Annotated in this window: 25 protein-coding genes, 1 tRNA gene and 1 pseudogene; 21 read left to right on the top strand and 6 right to left on the bottom strand. The window is 54.6% G+C overall.

Annotation, left to right across the window (positions count from 1 at the left end):
• Position 1: 1 nt before the first annotated feature.
• The 4 genes from GKR98_06355 to GKR98_06370 form a co-directional block, all read right to left on the bottom strand.
• Entirely contained in the window at positions 2-541 is a 540-nt protein-coding gene (locus GKR98_06355; protein QMU57852.1) for a GNAT family N-acetyltransferase, read from the bottom strand.
• 160 nt (positions 542-701) lie between these two features.
• Positions 702-971 (bottom strand): 50S ribosomal protein L27, encoded by a 270-nt coding sequence (gene rpmA / locus GKR98_06360; protein ID QMU57853.1) that lies wholly within the window; start codon positions 969-971, stop codon positions 702-704.
• Between the two features lie 6 nt (positions 972-977).
• Positions 978-1,667, bottom strand: a complete 690-nt coding sequence (locus tag GKR98_06365) for a 50S ribosomal protein L21 (protein QMU57854.1) — start codon at positions 1,665-1,667, stop codon at positions 978-980.
• Between the two features lie 183 nt (positions 1,668-1,850).
• On the bottom strand, positions 1,851-2,678 hold the full coding sequence (locus GKR98_06370; GenBank protein ID QMU57855.1) for a DUF2059 domain-containing protein: 828 nt from the start codon (positions 2,676-2,678) through the stop codon (positions 1,851-1,853).
• A gap of 126 nt (positions 2,679-2,804) precedes the next feature.
• On the opposite strand from GKR98_06370, the gene GKR98_06375 reads away from it, so the two are divergent.
• From GKR98_06375 to topA, 4 genes are all read left to right on the top strand, one after another.
• Positions 2,805-2,894: transfer RNA gene (locus tag GKR98_06375), tRNA-Ser, on the top strand.
• Positions 2,895-3,415: 521 nt separating this feature from the next.
• On the top strand, positions 3,416-4,798 hold the full coding sequence (locus GKR98_06380; protein ID QMU57856.1) for a transposase: 1,383 nt from the start codon (positions 3,416-3,418) through the stop codon (positions 4,796-4,798).
• 723 nt (positions 4,799-5,521) lie between these two features.
• The gene (dprA, locus tag GKR98_06385) at positions 5,522-6,655 is read left to right on the top strand and encodes a DNA-protecting protein DprA (GenBank protein ID QMU57857.1); all 1,134 of its coding nucleotides are present in this window, start codon (positions 5,522-5,524) and stop codon (positions 6,653-6,655) included.
• 122 nt (positions 6,656-6,777) lie between these two features.
• Positions 6,778-9,321, top strand: coding sequence for a type I DNA topoisomerase (topA, locus tag GKR98_06390; protein QMU57858.1), 2,544 nt, complete (start codon positions 6,778-6,780; stop codon positions 9,319-9,321).
• Positions 9,322-9,356: 35 nt separating this feature from the next.
• On the opposite strand, the gene GKR98_06395 is transcribed toward topA, so the two are convergent.
• Positions 9,357-10,088 (bottom strand): hypothetical protein, encoded by a 732-nt coding sequence (locus GKR98_06395; protein ID QMU57859.1) that lies wholly within the window; start codon positions 10,086-10,088, stop codon positions 9,357-9,359.
• Between the two features lie 143 nt (positions 10,089-10,231).
• Here GKR98_06395 and GKR98_06400 point away from each other — a divergent pair, with 143 nt between their 5' ends.
• The 6 genes from GKR98_06400 to GKR98_06425 all read left to right on the top strand — a co-directional run bounded on the left by GKR98_06400 (position 10,232) and on the right by GKR98_06425 (position 14,989).
• Positions 10,232-10,936: a 3-oxoacid CoA-transferase subunit A gene (locus GKR98_06400; GenBank protein QMU57860.1), complete on the top strand. Its 705-nt coding sequence runs from the start codon at positions 10,232-10,234 to the stop codon at positions 10,934-10,936.
• Positions 10,936-11,559, top strand: coding sequence for a 3-oxoacid CoA-transferase subunit B (locus tag GKR98_06405; GenBank protein ID QMU57861.1), 624 nt, complete (start codon positions 10,936-10,938; stop codon positions 11,557-11,559). The genes GKR98_06400 and GKR98_06405 overlap by 1 nt, the downstream gene beginning before the upstream one ends.
• Positions 11,519-11,839 (top strand): N-acetyltransferase, encoded by a 321-nt coding sequence (locus GKR98_06410; GenBank protein QMU57862.1) that lies wholly within the window; start codon positions 11,519-11,521, stop codon positions 11,837-11,839. The genes GKR98_06405 and GKR98_06410 overlap by 41 nt, the downstream gene beginning before the upstream one ends.
• Positions 11,840-11,938: 99 nt before the next feature.
• Positions 11,939-12,961: a flippase-like domain-containing protein gene (locus GKR98_06415; GenBank protein QMU57863.1), complete on the top strand. Its 1,023-nt coding sequence runs from the start codon at positions 11,939-11,941 to the stop codon at positions 12,959-12,961.
• On the top strand, positions 12,942-14,252 hold the full coding sequence (locus GKR98_06420; GenBank protein ID QMU57864.1) for an FAD-binding protein: 1,311 nt from the start codon (positions 12,942-12,944) through the stop codon (positions 14,250-14,252). Before GKR98_06415 ends, GKR98_06420 begins: the two co-directional genes overlap by 20 nt.
• A complete protein-coding gene (locus GKR98_06425) occupies positions 14,252-14,989 on the top strand; it encodes an SDR family NAD(P)-dependent oxidoreductase (protein ID QMU57865.1) in 738 nt (245 codons plus the stop codon). The genes GKR98_06420 and GKR98_06425 overlap by 1 nt, the downstream gene beginning before the upstream one ends.
• Positions 14,990-15,167: 178 nt before the next feature.
• On the opposite strand, the pseudogene GKR98_06430 reads toward GKR98_06425, so the two are convergent.
• Positions 15,168-16,031, bottom strand: a pseudogene (locus GKR98_06430) (transglycosylase SLT domain-containing protein).
• A 363-nt stretch (positions 16,032-16,394) separates the two neighbouring features.
• Here GKR98_06430 and GKR98_06435 point away from each other — a divergent pair.
• The 11 genes from GKR98_06435 to GKR98_06485 all read left to right on the top strand — a co-directional run bounded on the left by GKR98_06435 (position 16,395) and on the right by GKR98_06485 (position 26,025).
• Positions 16,395-16,580 (top strand): hypothetical protein, encoded by a 186-nt coding sequence (locus GKR98_06435; GenBank protein QMU57866.1) that lies wholly within the window; start codon positions 16,395-16,397, stop codon positions 16,578-16,580.
• 21 nt (positions 16,581-16,601) lie between these two features.
• Positions 16,602-16,787 (top strand): hypothetical protein, encoded by a 186-nt coding sequence (locus tag GKR98_06440; GenBank protein ID QMU57867.1) that lies wholly within the window; start codon positions 16,602-16,604, stop codon positions 16,785-16,787.
• A 169-nt stretch (positions 16,788-16,956) separates the two neighbouring features.
• The gene (locus GKR98_06445; GenBank protein ID QMU57868.1) at positions 16,957-17,145 is read left to right on the top strand and encodes a hypothetical protein; all 189 of its coding nucleotides are present in this window, start codon (positions 16,957-16,959) and stop codon (positions 17,143-17,145) included.
• A 156-nt stretch (positions 17,146-17,301) separates the two neighbouring features.
• Positions 17,302-18,141, top strand: coding sequence for a Flp pilus assembly protein CpaB (gene cpaB / locus GKR98_06450; GenBank protein ID QMU57869.1), 840 nt, complete (start codon positions 17,302-17,304; stop codon positions 18,139-18,141).
• A 212-nt stretch (positions 18,142-18,353) separates the two neighbouring features.
• A complete protein-coding gene (locus tag GKR98_06455; protein ID QMU57870.1) occupies positions 18,354-19,778 on the top strand; it encodes a general secretion pathway protein in 1,425 nt (474 codons plus the stop codon).
• 5 nt (positions 19,779-19,783) lie between these two features.
• Positions 19,784-20,455 (top strand): OmpA family protein, encoded by a 672-nt coding sequence (locus GKR98_06460; protein ID QMU57871.1) that lies wholly within the window; start codon positions 19,784-19,786, stop codon positions 20,453-20,455.
• Between the two features lie 229 nt (positions 20,456-20,684).
• Positions 20,685-21,935, top strand: coding sequence for an AAA family ATPase (locus GKR98_06465; GenBank protein ID QMU57872.1), 1,251 nt, complete (start codon positions 20,685-20,687; stop codon positions 21,933-21,935).
• Positions 21,936-22,113: 178 nt separating this feature from the next.
• Positions 22,114-23,436, top strand: coding sequence for a CpaF family protein (locus GKR98_06470; protein QMU57873.1), 1,323 nt, complete (start codon positions 22,114-22,116; stop codon positions 23,434-23,436).
• A 12-nt stretch (positions 23,437-23,448) separates the two neighbouring features.
• A complete protein-coding gene (locus GKR98_06475) occupies positions 23,449-24,411 on the top strand; it encodes a pilus assembly protein TadB (protein QMU59993.1) in 963 nt (320 codons plus the stop codon).
• A 4-nt stretch (positions 24,412-24,415) separates the two neighbouring features.
• Positions 24,416-25,426: a type II secretion system F family protein gene (locus tag GKR98_06480; protein ID QMU57874.1), complete on the top strand. Its 1,011-nt coding sequence runs from the start codon at positions 24,416-24,418 to the stop codon at positions 25,424-25,426.
• A 23-nt stretch (positions 25,427-25,449) separates the two neighbouring features.
• On the top strand, positions 25,450-26,025 hold the full coding sequence (locus tag GKR98_06485; GenBank protein ID QMU59994.1) for a tetratricopeptide repeat protein: 576 nt from the start codon (positions 25,450-25,452) through the stop codon (positions 26,023-26,025).

Raw genomic sequence — 26,025 nt, forward strand, 5'->3', positions numbered from 1 at the left:
TTCACTCCAGGCGCTTCAGATATGTCCAGGTCGGAACCGGCGCTGCGCGCGCAACCGAATACGCCTCGGCGTCCCCGAGATACTCAAACCCTACGTTGGTCAGCACACGGGCCGACGCCGGGTTGTCCTGAAACACCGATCCAAAGATAGTTTTGTCCTGATGCGGGTTTTCGGCGATCAGCGCGCTAACGGCTTCAGACGCCAGGCCCGCATTCCAGAATGCTGGAACCACCCAATAAACCACTTCTGATTGATTGCGATCCATCTGCTCAAGCGTGATCAGACCAAGAAATTCACCCAGACCAGTGGACGAGCCATCCAGAACCCAAATGTCTTCCACCCGATCCTCAGCCAAAGCCGCACCGATGATGCTGTCCACCGCACCGGGTGGCAACGGATGCGGGATCGAACGCGTCATACGCGCAACCCGTTCATCCGCAACAAAAAGTTCCATATTGCCGGCGTCAGACCGGCGCAAGGGACGCAACAACAGCCGTTTGGTTTCAACGACAGGTTGGTTGACGATCATATCTATTTTCACGGGGCTCCTCCTTTGCCTCGTAAGATGCCAACTGCCCCTCAACAGCACGGCTTAATGTCAGATGGGTTCTCGACGCTCTTCCTGCAAGCCGATCCCTAAAACATGAAGGGGGGACCGGCTGCTGCCGATCCCCCCTGAAAACTTTGCCAAAAGGTTCGGCTTACTCTGCTGCCTCCTGCATCGGGAGCACGGAAATAAACGTGCGACCCTTCAGGCCTTTGTGGAAGGTGACGGCGCCATCGGCTGTTGCAAAGATCGTGTGATCACGGCCCATGCCAACGCCTTCGCCCGGCCACCACTTGGTGCCGCGCTGACGCACGATAATATTGCCCGGAATAACGGCTTCGCCGCCGAACTTCTTCACGCCAAAGCGACGACCGGCTGAGTCGCGGCCGTTACGGCTGGAACCACCTGCTTTTTTGTGTGCCATCTCGTGTTACTCCTTTTCAGCAACGATAGCTTTGGCCTGATCGACCCAGCCTTCGCGCTCAATACGGCCTTTGAACGACAGTTTCTCGTCGAACTCGGCAATCTCTGCTTCGCCCCAGCTTGCGATCTGCGCAAACGTAGTGACGCCAGCGGCAACCAGCTTCTTCTCCAAAGCAGGACCAACACCGGACAGTTTCTTCAGATCGTCCGCACCAGCATCAGCCGCTTTGGCTTTTGGAGCCGCTTTCTTAACTTCCGCTTTCGGTGCGGCTTCCGCTTTAGGCGCTGCTGCTTTCTTCGGCGCTGCCTTCTTGGCAGGCTTCGCAGCTTCTACGGCTGCAACCGAAACCGAACCAGCACCCATAGCAGCTTTAACGCCCGACTTGTCGCCACCCTTTTCCAGGATGTCAGTCACGCGCAACAACGTCAGCTGCTGACGGTGTCCCTTCGTGCGCTTCGAGCCGTGCTTACGGCGACGCTTCACGAAGTGGATAACCTTCTCGCCTTTGATCTGATCAATCACGTCAGCCTGAACAGCCGCACCATCAACCATAGGCGTGCCGACAGTGGAACCCACCATCAGAATCTCGTTAAACTGAATTTTTTCACCAGCATCAGCAGCGAGTTTTTCTACGCGAAGCACATCGCCCGCTTGAACCCGATACTGCTTGCCGCCAGTCTTAAGGACCGCAAACATTTGGTCTTCCTTCCTTTTTTCGCGTCGTTTGGCCCCTGATCAACAGGCGTTTTGGCATCTTGCCGCCTCGGACTGCGCGCCCCATTGGGCGATCATCAAACATGAAAAAGCGGGCAAGGCCCGCCGAAGCCCGGCTTATTGACCGAAGACACCTTCAAGTCAAGGCCAGAAAACCCAGTTCTGCTAGATATCCTCACTGGCTGAATACTGAGATGCGGCCAATCCCAACGCAAAAGACAACTGATCAAAAAGCGCGTCAAATCCCACAAAAAGTGCACGATTAAGGTCCTTTCCCACATCAGTCGTGGACAAAATAATATACTCGCGGATCTCTTCGTCTGTCAGCGGCTCATAAGCCATAATCAGATACGCGCTCATCCACTCTTCAATTTCGTCGCGAATATCAGGTTCCTGTGCCCAAACCTGTTCCAGCATTTCGCTTTCAGTCAATTCCAACCCGCCGGCGACCAAACCCTTGTAGAATGCTAGCGAAGCGTTCAGCCCGCCGGCCACATTCAATTCCAACAGATCATTGACTTCCACGAACTCCAACACAATCGCAACGCGTTCGGGATTAACTTCAGTCAGACTGTCCAGACTGTCTTTTGCTGCCTGTTCGGCCAAAGGATCCAAAAGTGCTCGACGCGCACCGACCTCTAATTCGATAATACGGGTTCCTAGATCAGATCGCAGGAAACCCAGAACCGGTGCGACGTCCTCATTGGTCAACTCCGCATCAAACGCCTCGCGGAATGTCGTCAGCATTCTGTCGGTTTCATAGATCGACGAAGCGATGGTGCCCCATCCTCCTGCCCGGTTCGGGAACATGGATTGGCGCAGTTCTTCGGATTTGCTCATCCCTTCGATGCGCAAAATCTCCATTAATTCCGGCAGACCAATCGCGTCGACAAGATCATCCAAATCGGACTCGCTGGCGGCATTCACCGGGAGCAATAGAAGGCTCCATGCAAAGAATGTTACCGTTGCGCGAAGCGCGAATGATGATCTCATCTGCTCTTTCCTCTTTTGCTTAATTTAGTTCCCCTCAGGCCAAACACCAAGAGCGCTGGAATGAATTGGTGAATTTGGCTTGCACCGCTGCGCAGGTTCACTTACATCGCGGGCTTGACCCTTCGCGGAGAGGTGCCGGAGTGGTCAAACGGGGCGGTCTCGAAAACCGTTGTGGGTGCAAGCCCACCCAGGGTTCGAATCCCTGTCTCTCCGCCACTAAATTGTTTAACTATCTGAAATTTAACAATAAAAAATTATACTTTTCGAAATGCCCACCAAAATGCCCACCAACTAAGTCTCACTACGTGTTTCACGTCTTGCTGAGATCCCGTTTCGATATATGCTTTTATGCCAAAACTAACTCAAGCCAGACCAATATTCTGCAGGTATTTTGGAGTTTCTGAACATTTCGTTCCAGATGAGATCTTTAGTTGTTTGACATCAGCTTGGAAGGCAAGGTCGTACCAGCACAAAACGCCCGCTCTGCGAATTAGCGCCTATTTCATGGGTGTTTCGGCGTCAAGCGAGATGCCAATATCTCCGCAAGATCACAAGTGATGAAGCCGGACATTTGGAACCCCGACGCCCTAATTGGTGCAGAACCGTTTGGAGTCCCATGATGCTGTTACTCTAACGTTCAACGTTTGCGGATAGGGCTGATTTTGTTGAAAAACTCATGCTTGATCGTGGAATGAACTGCTGATTCAATTCATCGTACGGATAGGGAGGGTTTTGCGATGATGGGACCTAAGCAGGAAGCACAGGCGGCGTTGTTCTATGAGTTCTCGTTGGAGGATCATGTCCCTCAAGACCACCTTCTTCGGTTGATTGACCGGTTCGTTGACCTGAGCAGTATCCGGGCGCATCTGTCGGATTTCTATAGTCACACAGGCCGTCCATCCATTGATCCGGAACTGCTCATTCGGATGCTGTTGGTGGGGTATTGCTTTGGTATTCGGTCAGAACGCCGGCTCTGCGAAGAGGTTCATCTGAACCTCGCCTACCGCTGGTTTTGCCGGCTGAATTTGACCGACCAAGTTCCAGACCACTCGACCTTCTCGAAGAACCGCCATGGTCGGTTCCGTGAGAGCGATCTGCTGCGCCATGTGTTCGAGACCACGGTTGCACGCAGCATGGAAGAAGGACTGGTGGGCGGTCAGGGTTTTGCTGTTGATGCCAGTTTGATCAGTGCGGATGTTCAGAAGCAAAACTCCAGCAATCCCGAAGACTGGGCCGCCCGTGACATTGATCCCAATAACGCGCCGCGCGCAGTGCGCGAGTATCTCGACACCTTGGACGACGAGGCCTTTGGTGCAGCCTCCACGGTCAAGCCCAAGTTCATGGCCCATGCCGACCCCGCCAGCCAATGGACGGCTGCACGTAAAGGCCCGGCTTTCTTTGCGTATTCTACTAATTATCTGATCGATACCGATCACAGTATCATCATGGACGTAGATGCCAGTCGGTCCAACAAGACCGCTGAAATAAGTGCCATGCGCAAAATGCTCGATCGCACCGAAGAACGTTTTGGTGTGAAGTCCGATTGGATCGCTGCGGACACCGCATATGGATCAGAAGACAATCTTGTCTGGCTCGCATTGAAGCGCCAAATCCTTCCCTTCATTCCTGTCTTCGACAAAGGTGAGCGCACGGACGGAACGTTCTCACGATCCGACTTCACGTGGGACGATGAGAACGACCGCTATATCTGTCCGGGCGGCAAAGAGATGCGGCACACTTGGCGGACCTATTCTGACCCGGCTCGAAACGCGCCAAGCTGGAAAGCTCGCAAGTATCGAGCGCTGAAGTCCGATTGCACAGGATGCGAGCTGAAGGAAAAATGCTGCCCCAACGCCGAGGCCCGCGCCGTCCATCGCGAGAAATACGAAATCGTCCGGGACTTCGCCCGCCGATGCATGGCGTCAGAGTTCAATGTCACCGCACAGAAACGACGAAAGAAGGTCGAGATGCTCTTTGCACACCTCAAACGCATCCTTGGCCTCGGGCGGCTCCGATTACGTGGACCCTGCGGCGTCCAAGACGAGTTTACTCTCGCAGCAGCAGCCCAAAACCTCCGGAAACTAGCCAAACTCACGCCGATGGTGCCAGCCGCAGGATGACGCGGCGGTACCGCCTCAGACTGCCCAATAAAATATACGCCGTAACCATCCCCAAAGCACAAAACCAAACGACTTTTTCAACAAAATCGGCTCGAAGCGGTCATTGCCAGCAACATAGTGCGAGACCAACACCGCTATTAATAACGAAATGACGTATCATCTTGGTATCATCACCATTCTTGCCGCCCAACTAAATCCCATCCCGGACCCATCTCCCAACTTCCTTCTTCTGATCCAAAATACTCCGGGGGGCCGCGCAAAGCGCGGCGGGGCAGAGCCCCTTCCTTAACAATCAACAAACAGACCACACGCTCTGTTCACGATCACCGACCACCGTGCGGTGGCACCGACGTATTACCGACGCGATACCGAAAGCCAAAATCAGGTGATTCCCTGAAAGAATGAACGCGAATCGCAAACCGGGGCGCGAAAACTGTGCCGCGACGTTGCGAACGTTGCCCAGACGTAAACCGCAACAGCGCATTTTTCTCGGCGAAAGAACTCCCATAATTCTTGTCCAAAGGGTTTTGCCTGAAAACGGTTATCGTAGTTAATCAATGTGTTAACCGCATTATCCTTCGTAGCCTCTGACCTTAACCCGATCATCCAAACAGCTTTCCCGCCGACCCCGTTCCCCGAAAAAAGGCAGGCCGGAAAAATTTATCATTAATTCGGCATTAACCACTGTTGTTCATAAAGGTTTCAGCGAAGGACGGAGACAGGATGGCCAAGGATTTTATCCCTTCCACCCACCCTCTCACCCCACCCCTCACAGAGGAAGTGTGGCTAGACTGGCTCCGTCTTTTGCGATCACGCCGGGTGGGCGTTTCAACCTTCTATCGTTTGATGAACGACCAGGGCAGTGCCGCCAAAGCACTGGAAATATTGCCGGAAATCGCAACCGAAGCGGGCGTTGAGAACTACAGGACCCACGCCTACGATTCTGCATTGAACGAGTGGCGCGCCGCCCAGATGGCTGGTGTCATACCGGTGGCCTATGGCTCGCCTGAATATCCCGCTCACTTGCGCGACATCCCCGATCCTCCGCCGATCCTCTGGACCCTTGGCGACATTTCGCTGCTAAACAATCCAGCCATCGCCCTTGTCGGTGCCCGCAACGCATCGTCCCTCGGCACCCGTATGGCCCGTCGTCTTGCTAATGACCTTGGCAAAGAAGGTTTTGTAATCGCCTCTGGCCTTGCGCGCGGCATTGATACTGCCGCTCATCTGGCGGCGTTGGAAACCGGGACCATTGCTGTGATGGCTGGTGGTGTCGATGTGACCTACCCGGCGGAAAACGCTGTTCTTGCACAGGAAATTCAGGAAAAGGGTCTGTTGATCAGCGAAATGCCTGTTAACACGCGCCCGCAGGCCCGCCACTTTCCCCGCCGCAATCGCATCATCTCGGGGCTCGCTCAGGCGGTGGTGATTGTCGAAGCCGCGGCCAAGTCCGGTAGCCTGATCACAGCCAGAAACGCCCTGGACCAAGGCCGCGATGTTTTGGCTGTGCCCGGTCATCCCTTTGACGCTCGCGCCGCAGGGAATAATATGCTGATCCGCGATGGCGCCACCCTGATCCGCTCGGCCACAGACGTCATCGAAACGTTTTCAAGCACGCCTGACGAAATTCCTGCGCAAGCATCTGAAACTCTGCCAAAACCATCCCGCACAGCGGCTGAGACCCGCGAACTTCACCGCCAGATACTGGATCGTCTTGGAACCACGCCCGTTCCCGAAGATCAGGTGATCCGCGACCTCAATGGAACTGCCAATCAGATCGCCCCCGAGATCCTCACTCTGGAGGTCGAGGGACGGATCAAGCGCAACGCCGGTGGTCTTTTGACACGCACGAACTGAGGCCGCAAAGAAACAGGTCAACACACCTTTTCGCCTCCAAATGCCGAACCGCCGTTGACAACTGCTGAATCCACCCCACATGTTCCGCCGCCAAGGCCCCCTGTTTCCCTGAAAGGTATTTCATGTCCGTCGTCGTGGTTGAATCCCCTGCTAAAGCCAAGACAATAAACAAGTATCTCGGTTCCGATTACACAGTTCTTGCCAGCTACGGACACGTCCGTGACCTTCCCCCGAAGGATGGATCGGTCGATACCGAGAACGAGTTTTCGATGAAATGGGAGGTTGCCAGCGATTCGAAAAAGCACATCAAGGCCATCGCCGATGCCCTGAAAGACGATGGTGAGCTGATACTCGCCACCGACCCCGACCGAGAAGGCGAGGCGATCAGCTGGCATCTGGAAGAGGCGCTTCGTAACCGCAAAGCGATCAAGAAAGACACCCCAGTCAGCCGGGTTGTTTTCAACGCAATCACAAAATCCGCCGTCACCGAAGCGATGCAAAACCCACGCCAGGTTGATCAGGATCTGGTCGAGGCTTATCTGGCCCGCCGCGCGTTGGATTACCTTGTCGGCTTCAACCTGTCCCCCGTTCTGTGGCGCAAGCTGCCGGGCGCGAAATCGGCTGGTCGCGTCCAGTCGGTTTGTCTGCGCCTGATCGTCGAACGCGAGATGGAGATCGAGGTCTTCAACGCACGCGAATACTGGACTGTGAAAGCCATCCTCGAGACACCACGCGGCCAAGCGTTCGAAGCGCGCCTGACAGTCTTGGGCGGCTCGAAGCTGGATAAGTTCGACATCCCGAACGACACAGCTGCCGAACTGGCCGTTAAGGCAATCGAAAGCCGCGATCTGCTAGTCAAATCCGTCGAAGCCAAACCGGCCACGCGAAATCCGTCGCCGCCGTTCATGACTTCGACGCTGCAACAGGAAGCCAGCCGCAAGTTTGGTTTCGGTGCGCGGCAGACAATGCAAGTGGCTCAGCGGCTCTATGAAGCCGGGCACATTACATACATGCGGACCGACGGCATCGACATGGCGCCCGAAGCTGTGATGGCCGCGCGCGATGCGATCAAAGACCGTTACGGCGCGGAATATGTCCCGGACAGCCCGCGGATGTATAAGAACAAGGCAAAGAACGCGCAGGAAGCGCACGAATGTATCCGCCCAACCGAAATGACGGCGGATGCTGAAAAGCTGAAGCTGGCCGACCCGGATCAGCGGAAGCTCTATGAGCTGGTCTGGAAACGCACATTGGCCAGCCAGATGGCCGCCGCCCGGATGGAGCGTACAACGGTCGACATCGCCAGCGGCGATGGGCAGGTTGAACTGCGCGCAACCGGTCAGGTCGTTCTTTTTGATGGCTTCATTCGCGTTTACGAAGAAGGCCGCGACGATCAGGTTGTTGATGACGACGACAAGCGCCTGCCTCAGATCATGCAAGGCGAAGCGACGAAAAAGAACTCGATCTCGCCCGAACAACATTTCACCCAGCCACCGCCGCGTTATACCGAGGCCACGCTGGTCAAACGCATGGAAGAACTTGGGATTGGCCGCCCTTCGACATACGCGTCGATTGTAACGACCATTCAGGATCGCGGCTACGTCCGCAAAGAAAAGAACCGCCTGTTCCCCGAAGACAAAGGCCGCTTGGTCATTGCGTTCCTTGAGAATTACTTCCGCCGCTATGTGGGGTATGATTTTACCGCCAAGTTGGAAGACGAGCTGGACGACATCACGGCAGGCGAACGCGAATGGCAGGATGTTTTGGCGCGTTTCTGGCGAGACTTCAAAGCCGCGATTGAAGAAACATCCGAGCTTCGTATCACCGAAGTTCTTGAAAAAATTAACGAAGTTCTGGAGCCCCACCTATTCCCGCCCACCGAAGATGGCGGCGATCCGCGTCTCTGCCCGAACTGTGGCGCTGGCCGCCTGTCGATGCGCACGGCACGCTCTGGTGGCGCCTTCATTGGCTGCTCAAACTACCCCGAATGCCGCTACACCCGCGCTTTCGGTCCTCCGGGCACCGAAGCAGAAAGCGCCATTCCTCCCGAGGGCAAGAACCTCGGCCAGGACGAAGGCGATAACATCTGGGTGCACAAGGGCCGCTTCGGTCCTTATGTGCAGCGCGGCGAAGTGACCGAAGAGAACAAGAAACCCCCGCGTCAGTCCATTCCGAAGGATTGGCCGCCAGAAGACGTCGAATTGCAACAGGCGCTTAAGCTCTTGTCCCTGCCCCGCAAAATCGGCCCGCACCCCGACGATGGCGTGCCGATCTGGGCCAATATCGGCCGCTATGGCCCCTATCTGAAGTATGCTGAAAGCACATCGGATCGAGGCGGCGTAAACGCCAACCTGGAAGGCATCGAGGAAGTCTGGACCGTTGGCATGAACCGCGCGGTCGAGCTGATCGCCGCAAAAGTCGCATCACGCGGCGGGCGCGGTGCTGCAGCCAAACCCCTGCGCGAATTGGGGGATCATCCCGACAGTGGTGGTCTTGTCGCCATCATGGACGGCAAATACGGGCCTTATGTGAAATGGGAAAAAGTCAACGCGACGTTGCCCAAGGAAACAGACCCCGAAGCCGTAACCATGGAAATGGCGGTTGAGTTGATCACAGCGAAGGCTGGAACCAAGAAAAAAGGCGGGCGGCGCAAGAAAGCGAGCTGATGCTGTCTTTTTAAGAAAATGATCTTGTCGGAAGCCTAACTGGCTTCCGACAGTGCGGCCTCTCTTGGATCGATACCATCCCATGACCCGCAACTATCCAGCAACCGCAGTCGGGTGAACGAACTGTAATCGAACAAAGATTCTTTCTTGTGTTGCTGGATATATTCCGCGTGAACGCCACTTCGATAGGCCGAGGTTGCCATGGTTGCGTCAGATCTCCACACCGAAAAAGTCATGCCCTGACGAGCCTCGGTCGCAGTGAACAGGCTTCGCGCAATATTTGCGTCCAGTGTTCCAAAGTAATCGATCACATGGTCGACTTTTTCCTGAAAGTTTCGAATACGAGCGAACTGGCTTTCATCAATTTTGTCATAACCGGCAGATGTCACGACAGCCAATACCCCACCGGGATCTGCTTCCAACGGTTTCGGCTCCGGGTGCGGCTCATCCTTGGTTGACCAATCCACCTTGCCCCGATGGCTGATGACGGCTGCCAGGGCGTGCCAATGCTCGGCGGTATCCGAAAGAAAAGGCAGGTTCCGCTCTGGTTCCGCGAGCACTTGCTCGGCATCCGATCGGTTTTCATAAAAGCCGACAAAACCCCATTCATTTGCAATGCCGGTCCGTGCGGGGCCCTTGCCCAAGGGTGCATGTGGCCCATAGCGCCACGCCTTCGCAGCAGTCGGTCCCGGCAAAGCACCGTCGTCTGCATAGCTTCGTGCGTTGGAATAATTCACGCGGTGGATGGTCAGCCAGGAGTATCCCATGGTGAAGCCCCTTCAGGTTTTGTTCACAATATCCCGACATCAGGAAATAGAAAGCATATCTGGCGTTGCCGCGCTGCGGCGATTGACTCTGGCCAAGGTCAACGGCACCAGTTCGCCCAAAGATATCATGGGAGAAACGACGCATGAAAAAGGTTTACGGAAGTGCAGCAGAAGCCCTGGATGGCTTGCTGCACGACAGCATGTTTATTGCGGCGGGCGGATTTGGCCTGTGCGGCATTCCAGAACTGCTGATTGACGCTATTGTCGACAGCGGCAAGCAAGACCTGACCATTGCGTCCAACAACTGTGGCGTCGACGGATTTGGGTTGGGCAAACTTCTGGATACCAAGCAGATCAAGAAGATGCTGTCGTCCTATGTGGGTGAAAACGCCGAATTTATGCGCCAGTATCTGTCGGGTGAGTTGGAGTTGGAATTCAATCCTCAGGGCACATTGGCCGAGCGCATGCGGTCGGGTGGCTGCGGGATTCCGGGGCTCTACACCAAAACCGGCGTCGGCACAGTCATTGCCGAAGGCAAAGAGCACAAGGATTTCAACGGTGAGACCTACATTCTGGAAGAAGGCATTTTTGCCGATCTATCGATTGTGAAAGCCTGGAAAGCCGACACCACCGGCAACGCAATATTCCGCAAGACCGCCCGCAACTTTAATCCGCCCGCGGCAATGTGCGGCAAAATTTGCGTGATGGAAGTGGAAGAGATCGTTGAACCGGGCGAACTGGACCCGGATCACATTCACTTGCCCGGCATCTATGTGAACCGCATCATCAAGGGCGATCACGAAAAACGAATTGAACAGCGCACTGTTCGCCAGCGGGAGGAAGCATAATGCCTTGGGATCGCAATGAAATGGCCGCCCGTGCCGCGCAAGAACTTGAAGACGGAATGTATGTAAATCTTGGCATCGGCATTCCGACGCTCGTGGCGAACTATGTTGGCGACAAGGATATCACGCTTCAATCTGAAAACGGTATGCTGGGCATGGGCCCTTTCCCGTTCGAGGGCGAAGAAGACCCGGATCTGATCAATGCTGGCAAGCAAACCATCACCGAACTTCGGCGCGCGGCCTATTTTGACAGCGCTCAAAGTTTTGGAATGATCCGGGGTGGCAAGATCGCAGCGGCCATCCTTGGGGCAATGGAGGTGGATGAGAAAGGTGATCTTGCCAACTGGATGATCCCTGGAAAGCTGGTCAAAGGCATGGGTGGTGCGATGGACCTAGTTGCCGGGGTCGGCCGCGTGATCGTCGTCATGGATCACACCAACAAACATGGCGATTCCAAAGTGTTGAAGGAATGCACTCTGCCGTTGACCGGCAAAGCCGTGGTTGATCTGATCATCACGAACCTTGGCGTTTTAGAGGTTGGTCACAAAGGTCTGCACATCCTCGAATGCGCGCCCGACGTCAGCCATGACGACATCCGGGCCGCCACTGAGGGCACGATTGTCTGACATTGTCGAAAAACACTTCGACGGAAACCGGGGCCGTTTCGTTTTGACGCGAGACGGCCATTTGGCCGAACTAGCCATCTCTATCGCCTCGCCCAGCCTCGTGATTGCGGATCATACCGATGTACCCGATGCCCTGCGCCGGACCGGAGCCGGACGTATATTGGCCGAGGCATTAGTATCCGATGCCAGGGCTGCGGGTTACAAAATTGTCCCGCTTTGCCCGTTCATAAATGCCGAACGGCGCAAGCATCCGGACTGGGCCGATGTGTTCAGCGTTTGACCCCATTGCACAACGCCTGCACAGAATCGCCCCAAAGACTGTTTATTATTTCGAAACAACATCATAATCTCGCCTAAATCTGTCGATAACCGACAGCCAATGACCATAAGCACAAACCCTGTTCCATCATCTGTTTCCGGCGGCGCGGCGCTTTCGCGGCGTTGGCGTGATATTGGGCTATTGGTCGGGCTGATCGTTCTGGTGGTTGCCGGTCTGGTGGCACTTGCGTTGGCGACAGGGTGGGAAGAGACGCTGGCTGGCCTGAAAAATCTAAATGTCGCGCAAATTTCTATTTTGTTGGTACTTAGCCTTGTGAACTATGGTTTTCGCGGTCTCCGCTGGCATCTATTTGCGGGAAGGCTGGGGCTGCCTACTAAACTTGTCGCAAACGTGCGCCAATTCATTGGCGGATTTGCAATGTCCGTAACCCCCGGTCGGGTTGGCGAATTGGTGCGCATGCGCTGGATACGGCGCGAAACCGGCTGGCCCTTCGACAAGACGGCGCCGTTGGTTCTTGTTGATCGCTCGGCCGATCTTGCGGCGATGGCCATTTTGCTGGCACTGGCGCTTGCTTTTTCAACAACAGGTATCGCCGGTGGTGCGCCGGTTGTCATGCTTGCGCTTATTGCCGCGTATATCGCAACGCGCCCCGAGTTGATGCGAACAGCGGCCAACCTGGGTCATAGCCTTACGGGCAAACGCCTGCCGAAACTTTTCGCACGCATTCGCCGTGCCGCAATGTCACTGAAGGCATTTCAGGGTCCAACAACCCTAATGGCAGCGGGCGCTTTGGGCGTCATAGGCTGGATGGCCGAAGGTTGGGCGTTTCATCTGCTTTTGGTGTGGATGGGTGCCCAGATCGATCTTTGGATGGCTCTGGCCATCTTCATCTTTGCCACTATGGCAGGTGGGTTAACCGGTGCTCCGGGTGGCCTTGGAGGTGCAGAGGCTGCAATGGTTGGCCTGCTTGCTCTGCAGGGCGTGCCATTGGAAATCGCTGTGCCCGCAACACTAATTATCCGTCTAACAACTCTTTGGTTCGCCATCGGCCTTGGCCTGTTGGTGTTCCCCTGGGCCGAACGTCAGTCACAAAAGGCATCTCATGGGCTGGAAAACAACTGAATACACCGGCTGGGGCCGGGTCCACAGTGCAACGGGCGAATTGGCCCGGCCTGAACGGGCTTCTGCCTTGGCCGCGTTGACCAAGGAAACGCCCGCACCAGCTATTGGCATGCGACGCAGTTACGGGGACGCATGCCTTAACGACGGCGGTCAGGCGATTGATATGACCCGACTGGACCGAGTGCTCGCATTTGATGCCGACGCAGGCGAGCTTCACGTCGAAGCCGGTGCCCAGATCGGCGATTTGCTGAAGGTTTTCGCACCGCGCGGTTGGTTGCCCCCGGTCATGCCCGGCACCGGGTTTGCCACCATCGGTGGTGCCATCGCCATGGATGTACATGGCAAGAACCACCACGGCGCAGGTTCGTTTGGCAACCACGTAACCGAGATCACGCTTGTAACACCAAAGGGCCTTAAGACCCTGACGGAAAAAAAGAACGCCAATCTGTTCAAGGCAACAATTGGCGGCTTGGGCCAGACAGGGCCGATTTTGTCCGCCAAGGTTCAGATGCTGAAGGCAAAAGGTGACGTAATGGTCGTCACTGAACGCCGGGTCGATGGTTGGGACGAATTTCTGTCACTGCTTGATGCATCCGACGCGACTTATTCTGTGGGGTGGATTGATGCGACCGCCAAGGGCGAAGCGCTGGGGCGCGGTATTCTGGAAGAGGCGGAAACCGGCGGCGGGCTGGTTCCGGCTGCGAAGCGAGGCAAGAAAATACCCTTTAACGCGCCAGGGTTCGCTCTATCGCCAACTGTGGTACGCAAATTCAACGCTGCTTACTGGCGTCGCGTGCCGGATGCAGGCCGCACAGTCGTTAAACCGATTGATGACTTCTTCTTCCCGCTGGACAAGATTTATGACTGGAACCGCCTATACGGCAAAACAGGGTTTCATCAGTTCCAATGCGTTGTGCCGATCGAGGCTGCGGACGCTTTGCGCGCCATAGTCGAGCGCATCGCGGGCTCAGGTCTTGCCTCGCCGCTTGCGGTGCTGAAGCGCATGGGGCCAGGACGAGCGGGTTTCATGTCGTTCCCGATGGAGGGTTATACGCTGGCCGTTGATTTCCCAAATCGGAATGGCGCTGAAGACCTTATTCGACGACTTGAAGCGGCAACAGTTGATGCCAGTGGCCGAATTTATCTGGCCAAAGATGCCTTGGGCGGTCCGGATACTATCCGGGATATGTACCCAGAACATGCAGACTGGTTAAAGGCCGTAAAAAGCGCCGACCCAGAAGGCCATTTCACAACTGATCTTGTCCGCCGCTTGAAATTGAGGACCGAATAATGCCCCAAACATGGATCATACTTGGTGCGACATCGACGATGGCAAAGGTTTTTGCCCGACAGGCTGCAATCCGGGGCGAAGGCGTTCTTCTGTGTGGTCGCGATGCGGACGACATGCAGGTAACAGCCGGTGACTGTGCAGCGCGCGGTGCTCCGATTACTGAAGTCATTTCATTTGACGCCCGTAATCCGAAAAGTTTTGGCCCAATTCTGTCTCAGGCAGCCGATATTGAGGGCACAATCAGTGCTGCTGTTTTTGTCGGATCGATGCCCCCACAAGATGAGATTGACGCCGATCCGTCGCTGATCGAAGGCACCGTGACCGACAGTTTCACCGGTCCGGCACATTTCCTGACGCTTCTGGCGCCAATCATGGAACAGCGCAAAAGCGGTACGATTGTCGGTGTTGGTTCTGTCGCAGGCGACCGAGGCCGGCTGGGCAACTATGTGTACGGATCCGCAAAGGCGGGTTTTCACGCTTATCTTTCTGGTTTGCGCAATCGGATGGGGCGCGAAGGTGTACACGTCATTACGGTTAAACCCGGCACTGTCGACACTGCTATGACCTGGGGTATGGACAAGCTGCCGTTTCTTGCGCAGCCAGAAAAAATCGTAACAGACATCTTCCGGGCCGTTGATCGCAAGAAAAACGTGATCTATTCGCCATTCATTTGGTGGCCGGTAATGACGGTGATCAAATCGATCCCCGAACGCATCTTTAAGAAGTTGGCAATTTAACGAGAGTAATGTCGGGTTCGGGCGTCGCGTCGTTGGCCGATCGACCCCAAATTACTCACCAAAACCTGAAACTTTTACCTACTATATATATAGACAGCGAATTTCCGAGGTTTTTAGCGCCAACCTGACCGTTCAAATAGTGCCTGTCTGATTGCTCAGCGGTTCGCGGATCAATCTGTTACCCACCACTTCTTGATGCCATTGGCCCCACAAAGACACATCCATCGGTCACCAAATCGGGCGGCGTCATACAAAGCCCGCGCGCAACATTCCATGCGGCCAACACTTTCGGCACATAAGCGCGAGTCTCTGCGAACGGTGGCACGCCGCTATGCTTTGCGACAGCACCCTCACCGGCATTGTATCCAGCGAGGGCCAAAACGGGGTCTTTGTCGAATTCTTACAGCAACCAATCCAAGTAGGCCACGCCACCGCGGATATTCTGCCGTGGATCACCACTGTTGCTAACGCCAAATCGCTTTGCAGTTGCTGGGATAAGCTGCATCAGACCTTCTGCGCCGGCATGGCTGACCGCATCTACTCGCCCGGCACTTTCGACCGAAATAACCGCCAATACCAAAGCTGGAGATACATCTGTGCCTATGGTTGCGGTAAGGATATCTATGCCATGGCTCTCTGCAATTCGTCGTAGCGTTTGCAGTCTTGGAGTTCCAACTTTGGTTGCCCCACGCTGCACAGCGACGATTGCATCCTGAAATCTGTCAGAAGCATTGACCCCTATGGCCGGCGAAACCGCCTCCCAATACCAGTCATAGTCGGTTGGTGCCTGGGGTATTAACCCCGCCGGTAATTGGGTTGCAGCATCTGGACGCGGGTCTCCGGGTCGCCTTGGCTCGCTTCCAGGTGTAATCCAGTAAGTTTCCGCGTTGGGATCGATCTGCACTTTTATCCGTTGTCGGGAGTCACCGCCGGGCACGCCAACGCGTTTAAAGGTGAAATCTCCACCTTCCTGACCGGTCTGGGCTGCGAGTTGCACCGGATTCATCCAAATAACCAGAATCATAACAATTCCGGTTCGCATAAAACTCATCTCAATGAAGCGAGAAATTCTGCACATACTTGAAAATGTCGCAAAGTCTGGCCCGAGAGACCAGAGCAATTGGGCAGATTGTTCACGCTATGTGCAAAGTCAGGCTCGATAACGAGTATTTAACCATTCAGGATTACGAGTGAATACAGGTTAAGTAATATAATTCAGTTACTTACGAAATATATCAGTATTAATCATTATCGAACCAAAATTGTACAAGAGGCGACAAACTCTCGCCCTAATTGACCTGCCATATAGCCCCCATGCCAAGACGGCATTGGATCGAAAGTGAGAGATTGGTCCGCTCAGTCGTCAAGGTGATTTGAAACTGAGCGTGCTTTAATGGAGGGACACATGAACCTGTTCAACGCTTTTCTTAACGACGAATCCGGTGCCGTAACTGTCGACTGGGTTGTACTGACTGCTGCTATCGTAGGTCTGGGCATCGCTGTTCTGACTTCCGTCGGTAACGGCACCACGACTTTGGCAGACAAAGTTTCTAGCCACATGTCCACTCGTGACGTGACCACGACTTACTAATACGGAACTGGAGTAACTAAGATGAAAATGTTCAACGCATTTCTTAATGACGAATCTGGCGCGGTCACAGTTGACTGGGTTGTTCTGACAGCTGCAATCGTGGGCCTGGGCATCGCTGTCCTGAGCTCGGTCGGTAACGGCACAACTGCACTGGCAGACAAAGTTTCCAGCCACATGGCCGGCAAAAGCGTTACCACAACTTACTAAGTTCTGGTTTCCAAATACTACGATCAAAGGTCGCGCAGCATTGCGCGGCCTTTTCTACTTCTTCGGGAAACAGTTCATCCTCGATTAGCTAACCCGACGCCCAAGTACAGCCACAATCAGATGAAAGTCTGCGTGAGAGGCTCGGTGGGCAAACCTGGAGTAAGACCGAATGCGCGGAATGTTTGACAAGTTTGTTTGCGACGAAAGCGGTGCAATTACCGTTGATTTCGTTGTATTGACTGCCGCGTTGGTAGGACTTTCAGCTGCTGTTATGAGTTCCATGGCGAAAGGTGCCTTGCACCATTCCGACGGTTTGGGTGCACACCTGAACCAGGTTACTCCAACAACAACCTACTAAAATGCCATCTGGGCCCGCCCGTCCAGATCAACATTGCACGACATCTCCCCCTTTCATCCACGGTTTCGCCACAATCGATCTCCATAAACCGAGGGGAATATATCGGGTGGCTGGGGCGTCGCGCACGACCAAGCCAAAAACCAGAGAGGAATAGTCATGCGTTTGGTGTTTGGGTTTGTCCTGTTGATCGGCTTGGGATTAGCCGGCGGGGCGGTCTACATGGCCAGAGATTTCATTGGACAACAACAGGCACAGCTTGCTGAAGCCGAGCTAGCAAAAGAAGCGATTGTTCCGACGGTCCAGGTTTACGTTGTCAACAAACAGATGCGATATGGGCAGAGACTTACGGTCGAAGACGTCAATACCGTTAGATGGCCGGTAGCGGCAGTGCCAGAAGGGGCATTTGTCTCTGAGGAAGGGCTGTTTCCAAAAGGATTGGAAATAACAAGGTCCATCCTGCGCACCATGGAGCCAAACGAGGCTGTCATGGCGATCAAAGTTACAGGTCCAGGCGAAGATGCAGGTGTTTCATCGCGCCTCAGCCCCGGAATGCGTGCTTTCGCGATTCGAACCGATGTGACCAGCGGCGTATCAGGCTTTCTGCGTCCAGGTGACCGTGTTGATATCTACTGGACTGGCAAGGGCACGAACGGCGAAGGCGTAACTAAGTTGATCGATGCTGGCGTTCGTTTGATCGCAATTGACCAATCAGCAGATGAAGATCGCAACCATCCGACGGTTGCCCGAACAGTTACCGTCGAATTGAATCCACGCCAGGTCGCGTCGTTGGCGCAAGCCCAGGCGACGGGTAGACTGTCACTGTCTCTTGTCGGTGCGGACGATGTTCTGGTCTCAGAATCTGTCGAGGTTGACCAACGTGATTTGCTAGGAGTCGTAGAACAAGTGGTCGTCGAAGCACCAAAAGAACGTGTTTGTACGATCCGTCGACGTAGCGGAGAAGAGGTCGTTGTCATACCAATTCCGTGCACGAACTAATCCTTACTTGTCATGAACGTGAAAAAGCGCCACCATATGAGGTGGCGCTTTTTCTTTTTGCCGCAATCATTGGGTGGTGTGTTGCGGGTTATCCACATAAGGTTTTCCATTCAACCGCCTGATTGTTGCAATAAATTAACGCTTGCATCATCGTGCCCGACATACGGGCGTAGAGACCCGGAAACTGAGGCGTGATCGGAAAGGCAGGTCACATGACATTTAATAGGTTGTTAAAGGCGGCGGTAATTGGATTTGCCGTGTCAGCTGCGGCGGTGTCCCACGCAGGGGCGCAGTCATTATCGGTTATGCAAGGAGAAGTTTCTTCAGCATTGCAGGTTCCCATGAACCGCGCGATCGTTGTTGAAGCTGATGCTCCTTTTGCAGAACTGAGTATTGCAAACCCAGGCATCGCGGATATTTCGACATTGTCGGACCGCACCATTTACGTGCTGGGTAAAGCTCCGGGTCGCACGACCTTGACGCTTCTTGGACCGGACGGTCGCTTGATCACCAACGTTGAGGTGCAAGTAACTCCGGATATCGCAGAGTTCAAAGAACGCCTGCGTCAAATCCTTCCAGGCGAGCCCGTCGAAGTGCGGACCGCAAACGACGGCATCGTTCTTTCTGGTGTTGTTTCATCCATTGCTCGACTTGATCGCGCATTGGACCTTGCAAATCGCTATGCACCAGATCGGGTTTCTAACCTGATGGTTGTTGGCGGAACCCAGCAGGTGATGTTGAAAGTTCGCTTCGCAGAAGTTCAGCGCCGGGTCATCAAAGACCTTTCCGCTGGTCTCAACATCATCCAGGCAGGCAGCGATGCCGCGATCTCGGCAGCGGCCGGCTCCGGCCAGCTTGTTCCGGGTGGAACGCTTGGTCAGCCTGGCTCAACAGTTCTGAACGTTGACAGCACGTCAACAGGTCAGTTCGGCATCGGGTTTGATGTTGGTAGCGTGGCGTTTGGTGTCCTTCTTGAAGCTCTGGAAACCAAGAACCTGGTTCGCACACTCGCTGAACCTAACCTGACAGCACTGTCGGGTCAGGAAGCCAGCTTCCTTGCTGGTGGCGAATATCCGATCCCGGTTGTTGACCAGGACGGCGCGGTTACCATTGATTACAAGCCTTTCGGTGTTCAACTGAACTTCACGCCACGTGTTGTTGACGGCCACCGCATCAACTTGGAACTGAACGCCGCTGTATCAGCAATTGATCTTGGCACTTCAGTCACCAACTCGGGCTTCTCGGTCAACGCGTTTACTCGCCGCGAAACGAAAACCACAGTTGAAATGCTGGACGGTCAAAGCTTTGCCATCGCCGGTCTTCTTCAGGACGACTTCCGCGACTCGGCAGCGCAGGTTCCTTGGTTGGGTGACATTCCAATCCTTGGTGCCCTGTTCCGCAGTGCAAACTACGAACGCAACCAATCGGAACTGGTTGTCATCATCACCCCGCATCTGGTCACTCCGACCCGTGGCGAGGCGCTGGCGCTTCCAACTGATCGTGTTCGTATCCCCACCGAGTCTGAATTGTTCCTCTTCGGCCAAACAGCCCGGCCTGCGGGATCTCCGCAGACAGGTGCTGCAGCTGAAGTGGCCAAACAGGACTTTGGCGGCTCCTATGGCTACGTGATGGAGTGAGACACATGACCAACAAGATCAAAACATTTCTTGTCGGGGCCAGCGTGCTCGCTCTGACGGCCTGCGGAGAAGGCACTGCCTTTGACAGCTTCAATGAAGAAGCAGGCGCTTACATCGACGAAGGCGGCTTCGGCAACCCGACGATGAATAACACTCAGATCCAGAACGGTGATCAAACTTTCCTGGCCAACCTGAACCAGCGCTTCGCAGCAGAAGTGCCGACGATGGTGACCTTCGAGTTTGACAAGTCGGTTCTTGACGCTGACGCAAAAGCGGTTCTTCGCGAACAGGCAGATTGGATCCGCCAGTTCCCGGAAATCCAGTTTAGCGTCTTCGGTCACACCGATGCCGTTGGATCGGATGCCTACAACAAGGCATTGGGTAAGCGCAGGGCGAACGCCGCGGTCAACTATCTGGCAAGCCAAGGTGTAAGTCGTTCACGTTTGAAAGCGCTGGTATCGTTCGGGGAAACACGCCCCGCCGTTGATACCGACGCTCGCGAACGCCGCAACCGCCGGACTGTAACAGAAGTTTCCGGTGTGGTTGATAGCCATCCGATGGTTCTGAACGGCAAATACGCCCAAGTTATCTGGCGTGAGTATGTGCGCAGCGCGACTATGCCACAGCAGATCGGCGGCGGCGGGCTTCAGGCAATTTCCGGCCAAGCTGGCAACTAATCGCTTCCACATAAGCGTTTCCAAGGGCGGCCAATGGCCGCCCTTTTTGCGTCTACCGTCTCTTAATACCGAATAATTACGGTTTTTTGGCCACAATGTCGCCGAGATTGACCTTCAGGTTCCATCCAAGGGGAGACCTTTCTGCATAGATTCGTGTGCGTCGATCTCCCGTTCGGTTTGGTGGGTACCGTGTGGTTCGGGCCCGGGCTGGAAAGAAGGACGTAGGGGTATGACGAGCAACGCGGCAGTTCAGGAAGAACCAGCGCCAATCCTGGCTTGCACCATCAGTCGGGAAGTCCAAAACTTCGATCTTTTGATCGAAGACATGGAAGCCGAGTGTGGTGAAAGCTGGGGCGATTTGTCATTTCAGGACGCCGAAGTTTTCCTGAAGCAACCGGATGCTGCATCACTGGAATTTGTGGCGATCGCCATTGATCAGGAAGATGAAGCAAACATCGATCTGGTTGCCGATCTGGTTAAAACCGCCAAAGAGAACAATATCAAAGCCATAGTCATAGCAGAGGAGGTCAGCCCGATTGCGCTGCACCAGTTACTGAAACTTGGCGCCGAAGAATTTGTCCCCTACCCGCTTCCGGATGGGGCATTGCACGATGCCATCGAACGGATGCGCCGGGCTGCCAATATGGCATCCCAAGAAGTACCGGACGAAATGCGCACCAAGATCAAAGCAACGGGCGACCGCGACGGTGTGGTTCTGCCGGTTCAGGGTCTTGCAGGCGGTTCCGGCACAACGACATTTGCCGTAAATCTGGCCTGGGAACTTTCAAACATCGAGGACGATGGTGAACCGGTTCGGGTTTGTTTGCTGGACCTGGATCTTCAGTTTGGATCGGTCTCAACGTATTTGGACCTGCCGCGCCGCGAAGCCGTTTTTGAGCTTCTCCAAGATACAGCCTCGATGGACAGCGACAGTTTTATGCAGGCGCTTTTGACCTTCAATGAACAGCTTCATGTTCTGACGGCACCCAGCGAGCTTATTCCGTTCGACATGATCAATCAGGAAGATATTGAAAAGATCGTCGAAGTGGCACGAACAAACTTTGACTATGTTGTCATCGACATGCCGCACAACGTGGTGATGTGGACCGAAACCGTTCTGCATGCCGCACATGTTTACTTCGCAATGACCGAATTGGATATGCGGTCTGCGCAAAATACACTTCGCATGATCCGCGCGCTTAAAGGCGAGGAACTGCCAGTGAATAAACTTCGTTATGTTCTGAACCGTGCGCCGAAGTTCACCGATCTGACAGGCAAGAGCCGGGTCAAGCGCATGGCTGAAAGTCTGGACATCAAAATCGAAGTGATGATGCCCGATGGAGGCAAGCAGGTTGTTCAGGCGAACGATCATGGCGTCCCATTGAGCGAAGTCGCAACCAAGAATCCGCTTCGCAAAGAAGTTCAGAAACTCGCCGAATCAATTCACGAGACCAATCTTGAGGCCGTCGAAGGCGCTTAAGTGACAAAGGAGCAAGCCGTTGTTTTCAAAATATAAAAAGAGCGGCGGCCAGGGTGGGGCACCCGGCACGCCAGAGCTTAAAAGTATCCCAGGTGGCCAGGCTGTGACGCCGGTCGAAACGAACGCACCGAGCGTTTCAAGGGAAAAGGCACCAGACAACGTTGCAAAACGTCGTACGATGAGCCGTGTTCCGTCTCAACCGTCACCGGTTGATAAGGAAAAGAAACGCAAAGAGCGCCTTGGCGAGATCAAACTGGAACTCCACAAGCGCTTGCTAGAAAACCTGAACCTCAGCGCACTTGAAAGCGCGACCGAAAGCGATCTGCGTGCCGAGATTGTCGCGATCTCGGGCGAGGCGCTGGATGAAATGGGCGTTGTCCTAAACCGTGAGGAACGTCAACTTCTGAACCAGGATCTCTATGACGAGGTGACTGGCCTTGGGCCGCTTGAGCCACTTCTAAAAGACGACACGATCAACGATATTCTTGTGAACGGTCCTCAGCAGGTATTTGTGGAACGTTCGGGTAAGTTGGAACTGACCGACACTACATTCAAAGATGAAAAGCACCTGCTGCGGATCATCGACAAAATCGTCTCCGCAGTTGGTCGTCGCGTCGATGAATCAAACCCTTACGTCGATGCCCGTCTTGCCGATGGTTCCCGTTTCAATGCCATGGTGCCACCAATCGCTGTGGATGGTTCGCTGGTCTCTATTCGTAAGTTTAAGAAAGAAAAACTGGCGGTTGATGATCTGGTCAACTTCGGTGCCTTCACCGAAGAAATGGCCGCCTATCTTCAAGCCGCGGTTGCGACCCGATTGAACATTATCGTTTCCGGCGGAACCGGCTCGGGTAAAACGACAACGCTAAACGCGCTTTCATCGTTCATCGACGATGCCGAACGCATTCTGACGATCGAGGACACAGCGGAACTTCAGCTTCAGCAAACACACGTGGGCCGGATGGAAAGCCGTCCGCCAAACGTCGAGGGCAAAGGCGCGGTTTCGCAACGTGACTGTCTCAGGAACGCTCTGCGGATGCGTCCTGACCGCATTATCGTCGGTGAGACACGCGGCGAGGAGGTCATCGATATGCTCCAAGCCATGAACACCGGCCACGACGGTTCAATGACAACGATCCACGCCAACTCGGCGCGCGATGGTGTCAGCCGACTGGAAAACATGGTCGCCATGGCAGGTATCGAAATGCCTCTGAAGGCCGTACGCTCGCAGATCGCTTCAGCCGTTAACCTGATTGTCCAGGCAAGCCGTCTACAGGATGGTTCGCGCCGGATGGTGTCGATTACCGAAGTGACCGGCATGGAAGGCGAAGTGATATCGATGCAAGAAATCTTTAGATATCAGCGTGTTGGCCTAACACCCGACAACAAGATCATCGGTCACTTTACAGCGACCGGCGTGCGCAGCCACTTCTCTGAAAGATTCCGCATGTGGGGTTACGATCTTCCACCGAACATCTTTGAACCTTTTGCGGCGGAGTAAGCAGACATGGTTATCAGTGCAGAACCGCTCATTTATGGTATGATTTTCGTAGCTGTCCTGGCATTGGTCCAGGGCATCTACCTGACGGTTTTCGGCAAATCGATCAGCCTGAACAACCGCGTCAATCGCCGCTTGGAAATGCTCGAAAAGGGCGCGGGCCGCGAACAAGTGCTGGAACAGCTCTGCAAGGAAATGTCCCAACACATGAAGTCAAAGAGCATTCCGCTTTATGCTGTTTTGGCGGAGAAGGCGCAGAAAGCCAACATTGCCTTCACGCCAAGCCAATTGGTCATGGTGATGGGAATTCTATCAGTCGTCGCCTTTGTTGGCCTCAGCTTTGCAACCAGCGCATCTTTTCCGATCCGTATTGTCGTTGCCATCATCATGGGCGTGGGCGCCGTCTTCGTATGGGTCAACAACACTGCAAAGAAGCGCATGGGCATGATCGAAGAGCAACTGCCCGAAGCCGTAGAACTAATGGTTCGCTCGCTTCGCGTTGGGCATCCATTCACTTCGGCCCTTCAGATTGTTGCCAAGGAGGTACCCGACCCACTCGGTTCGGAAATGGGCGTTATCTCTGACGAATCCGCCTACGGGCGCGACGTTGGCGAAGCCTTGAAGCACATGGCCGAGCGCATGGATATGCAGGATTTGCGGTTCCTCGCGGTTGCCGTGACCATTCAGCAAACATCGGGCGGTAACTTGGCCGAAATCCTTGATGGATTGGCAAAAGTTATCCGTGCGCGTTTCAAGCTCTTCCGTCGTGTTCGTGCGATCACGGCCGAGGCTAAATGGTCCGGCATGTTCCTGTCGCTTTTCCCGATCGTGGCGCTGGTCATGATCAACGTCATTCAGCCCAACTACTATGACGAAGTGAAAGAGACTTCGGTCTTTATTCCCGCCTGTCTGGTTGTTGCGGCATTCCTTGTGGTCAACATCTTCGTGATGAAGGCCCTTGTGAACATCAAGGTATAATTCCATGGAACAAGTCTTTGCCCTTTATGAACAGGCCAACGTCTTTCTGATCGAGAACTTCGGCGACCTTGGACCTTTGCTAATCGTTGGTGTGCTGGGAATGTTCCTTGTGCTGCTGACATTGCCAATCCTGCTCAAGCGCCGCTCCGATCCGCTGGACAAGTTGCGCGAAGCTGCACGTGCCAGTGCCGCGCAGGACTCGGGCGACGTCAAAGGCAAAAAACGTCTGCGCCGTGCTGGTGGCAAAGGCGACAAGCTGGAAAAATACTCCAACTTTCTGGAGCCACAGAACGAAGAAGAATATTCTGCGGTTCAACTTAAACTATTGCAGGCTGGCTATCGCTCCAAAGATGCCGTTCGCACATATCACTTTTTGCAGTTTGCCCTTGGTATCCTGTTCCTGCTCTTCGGCATCGCCTACGCGATCTACAGCAGTGCAACTGGTGAACCGACCACGCAGTCTCTGATCCTGTCAGTTGTTATTCCCGGTGCTGCCGGATACATGCTGCCCAAATACTGGGTGACCCGTCGTCAGGCCGCGCGTCAGGAAGAGATCATCAATGGCTTCCCTGACTCTTTGGACATGATGCTGGTTTGCGTCGAGGCTGGCCAATCTCTGGACCAGTCAATTATTCGCGTCAGCAAAGAAATCAGGGCCGGTTTCCCGGCGCTGGCTGACGAACTTGAAATCGTGTCGCACGAGATGAAGGCCGGTAAGGACAAAACCAGCGTGCTGCGCGATATGTCCGAGCGCGCCGGTGTTCCAGACGTCGCCAGCTTTGTGACGGTGTTGATCCAGTCGACGGCGTTCGGCACCTCGATCGCTGAGGCTTTGCGGGTATATGCTTCTGAAATGCGTGATAAACGCGTCATGCGCGCAGAAGAAAAGGCAAACACCTTGCCCACAAAGATGACCCTTGCCACAATGATGCTGACCGTTCCACCGCTACTGATCATCTTGATCGGCCCGTCGGTTTACGGAATTGCGGTCACGCTGAGTGAGGCTAATTTCTAAGGGGCCAGACGCCTTTGAAACATCTGACTTTTGGTATTGCCGCCCTTGCGGCTCTGGCCGCCTGCGACGAAGTGGGCGGCCTTCAGCAGGCTGATGACAGCCCATTTGCTCCGGCAGGTGCTGCGGAACAGGTCGAATATGTTGATGGTCTGATCGTCGGTCACCGCCTAATGGCTTCTGGCGAATACGAGCTTGCCTTGAAGGCCTATTTGCGCGCCGCCGCCCAGCAAGGGGTCAACGTAGATGTCCTCAGCGCTATCGGATCTGCCAACCTACAACTTGGCCGCCTCAATCAAGCCGAGCAGATATTGCGCCGCGCCACAGAGGTTGATGAGACTTTCCCACCAGCATGGAACAATCTTGGCGTTGTACTGATGGAAAAGGGCCGATATGGTGAGGCCAGCCGCGTATTCCGACTGGCTTTTGCTCTGGACAGCGGTCAAAGCGCGGAAATCCGCGACAACCTGCGCAAAGCGCTCGCTAAACTTGAAAATCCAGCTTATTCTGCGCCTCAAAGTGAATTCCGCCTGGTGCGGCGGGGGCCCGGACTTTATCGGATCCTGTCCACACCCGAGACCCCGGAAAGTGGGCAAGAATAG

Origin of the sequence: Boseongicola sp., from assembly GCA_014075275.1 — a bacterium.
Lineage (GTDB): Bacteria > Pseudomonadota > Alphaproteobacteria > Rhodobacterales > Rhodobacteraceae.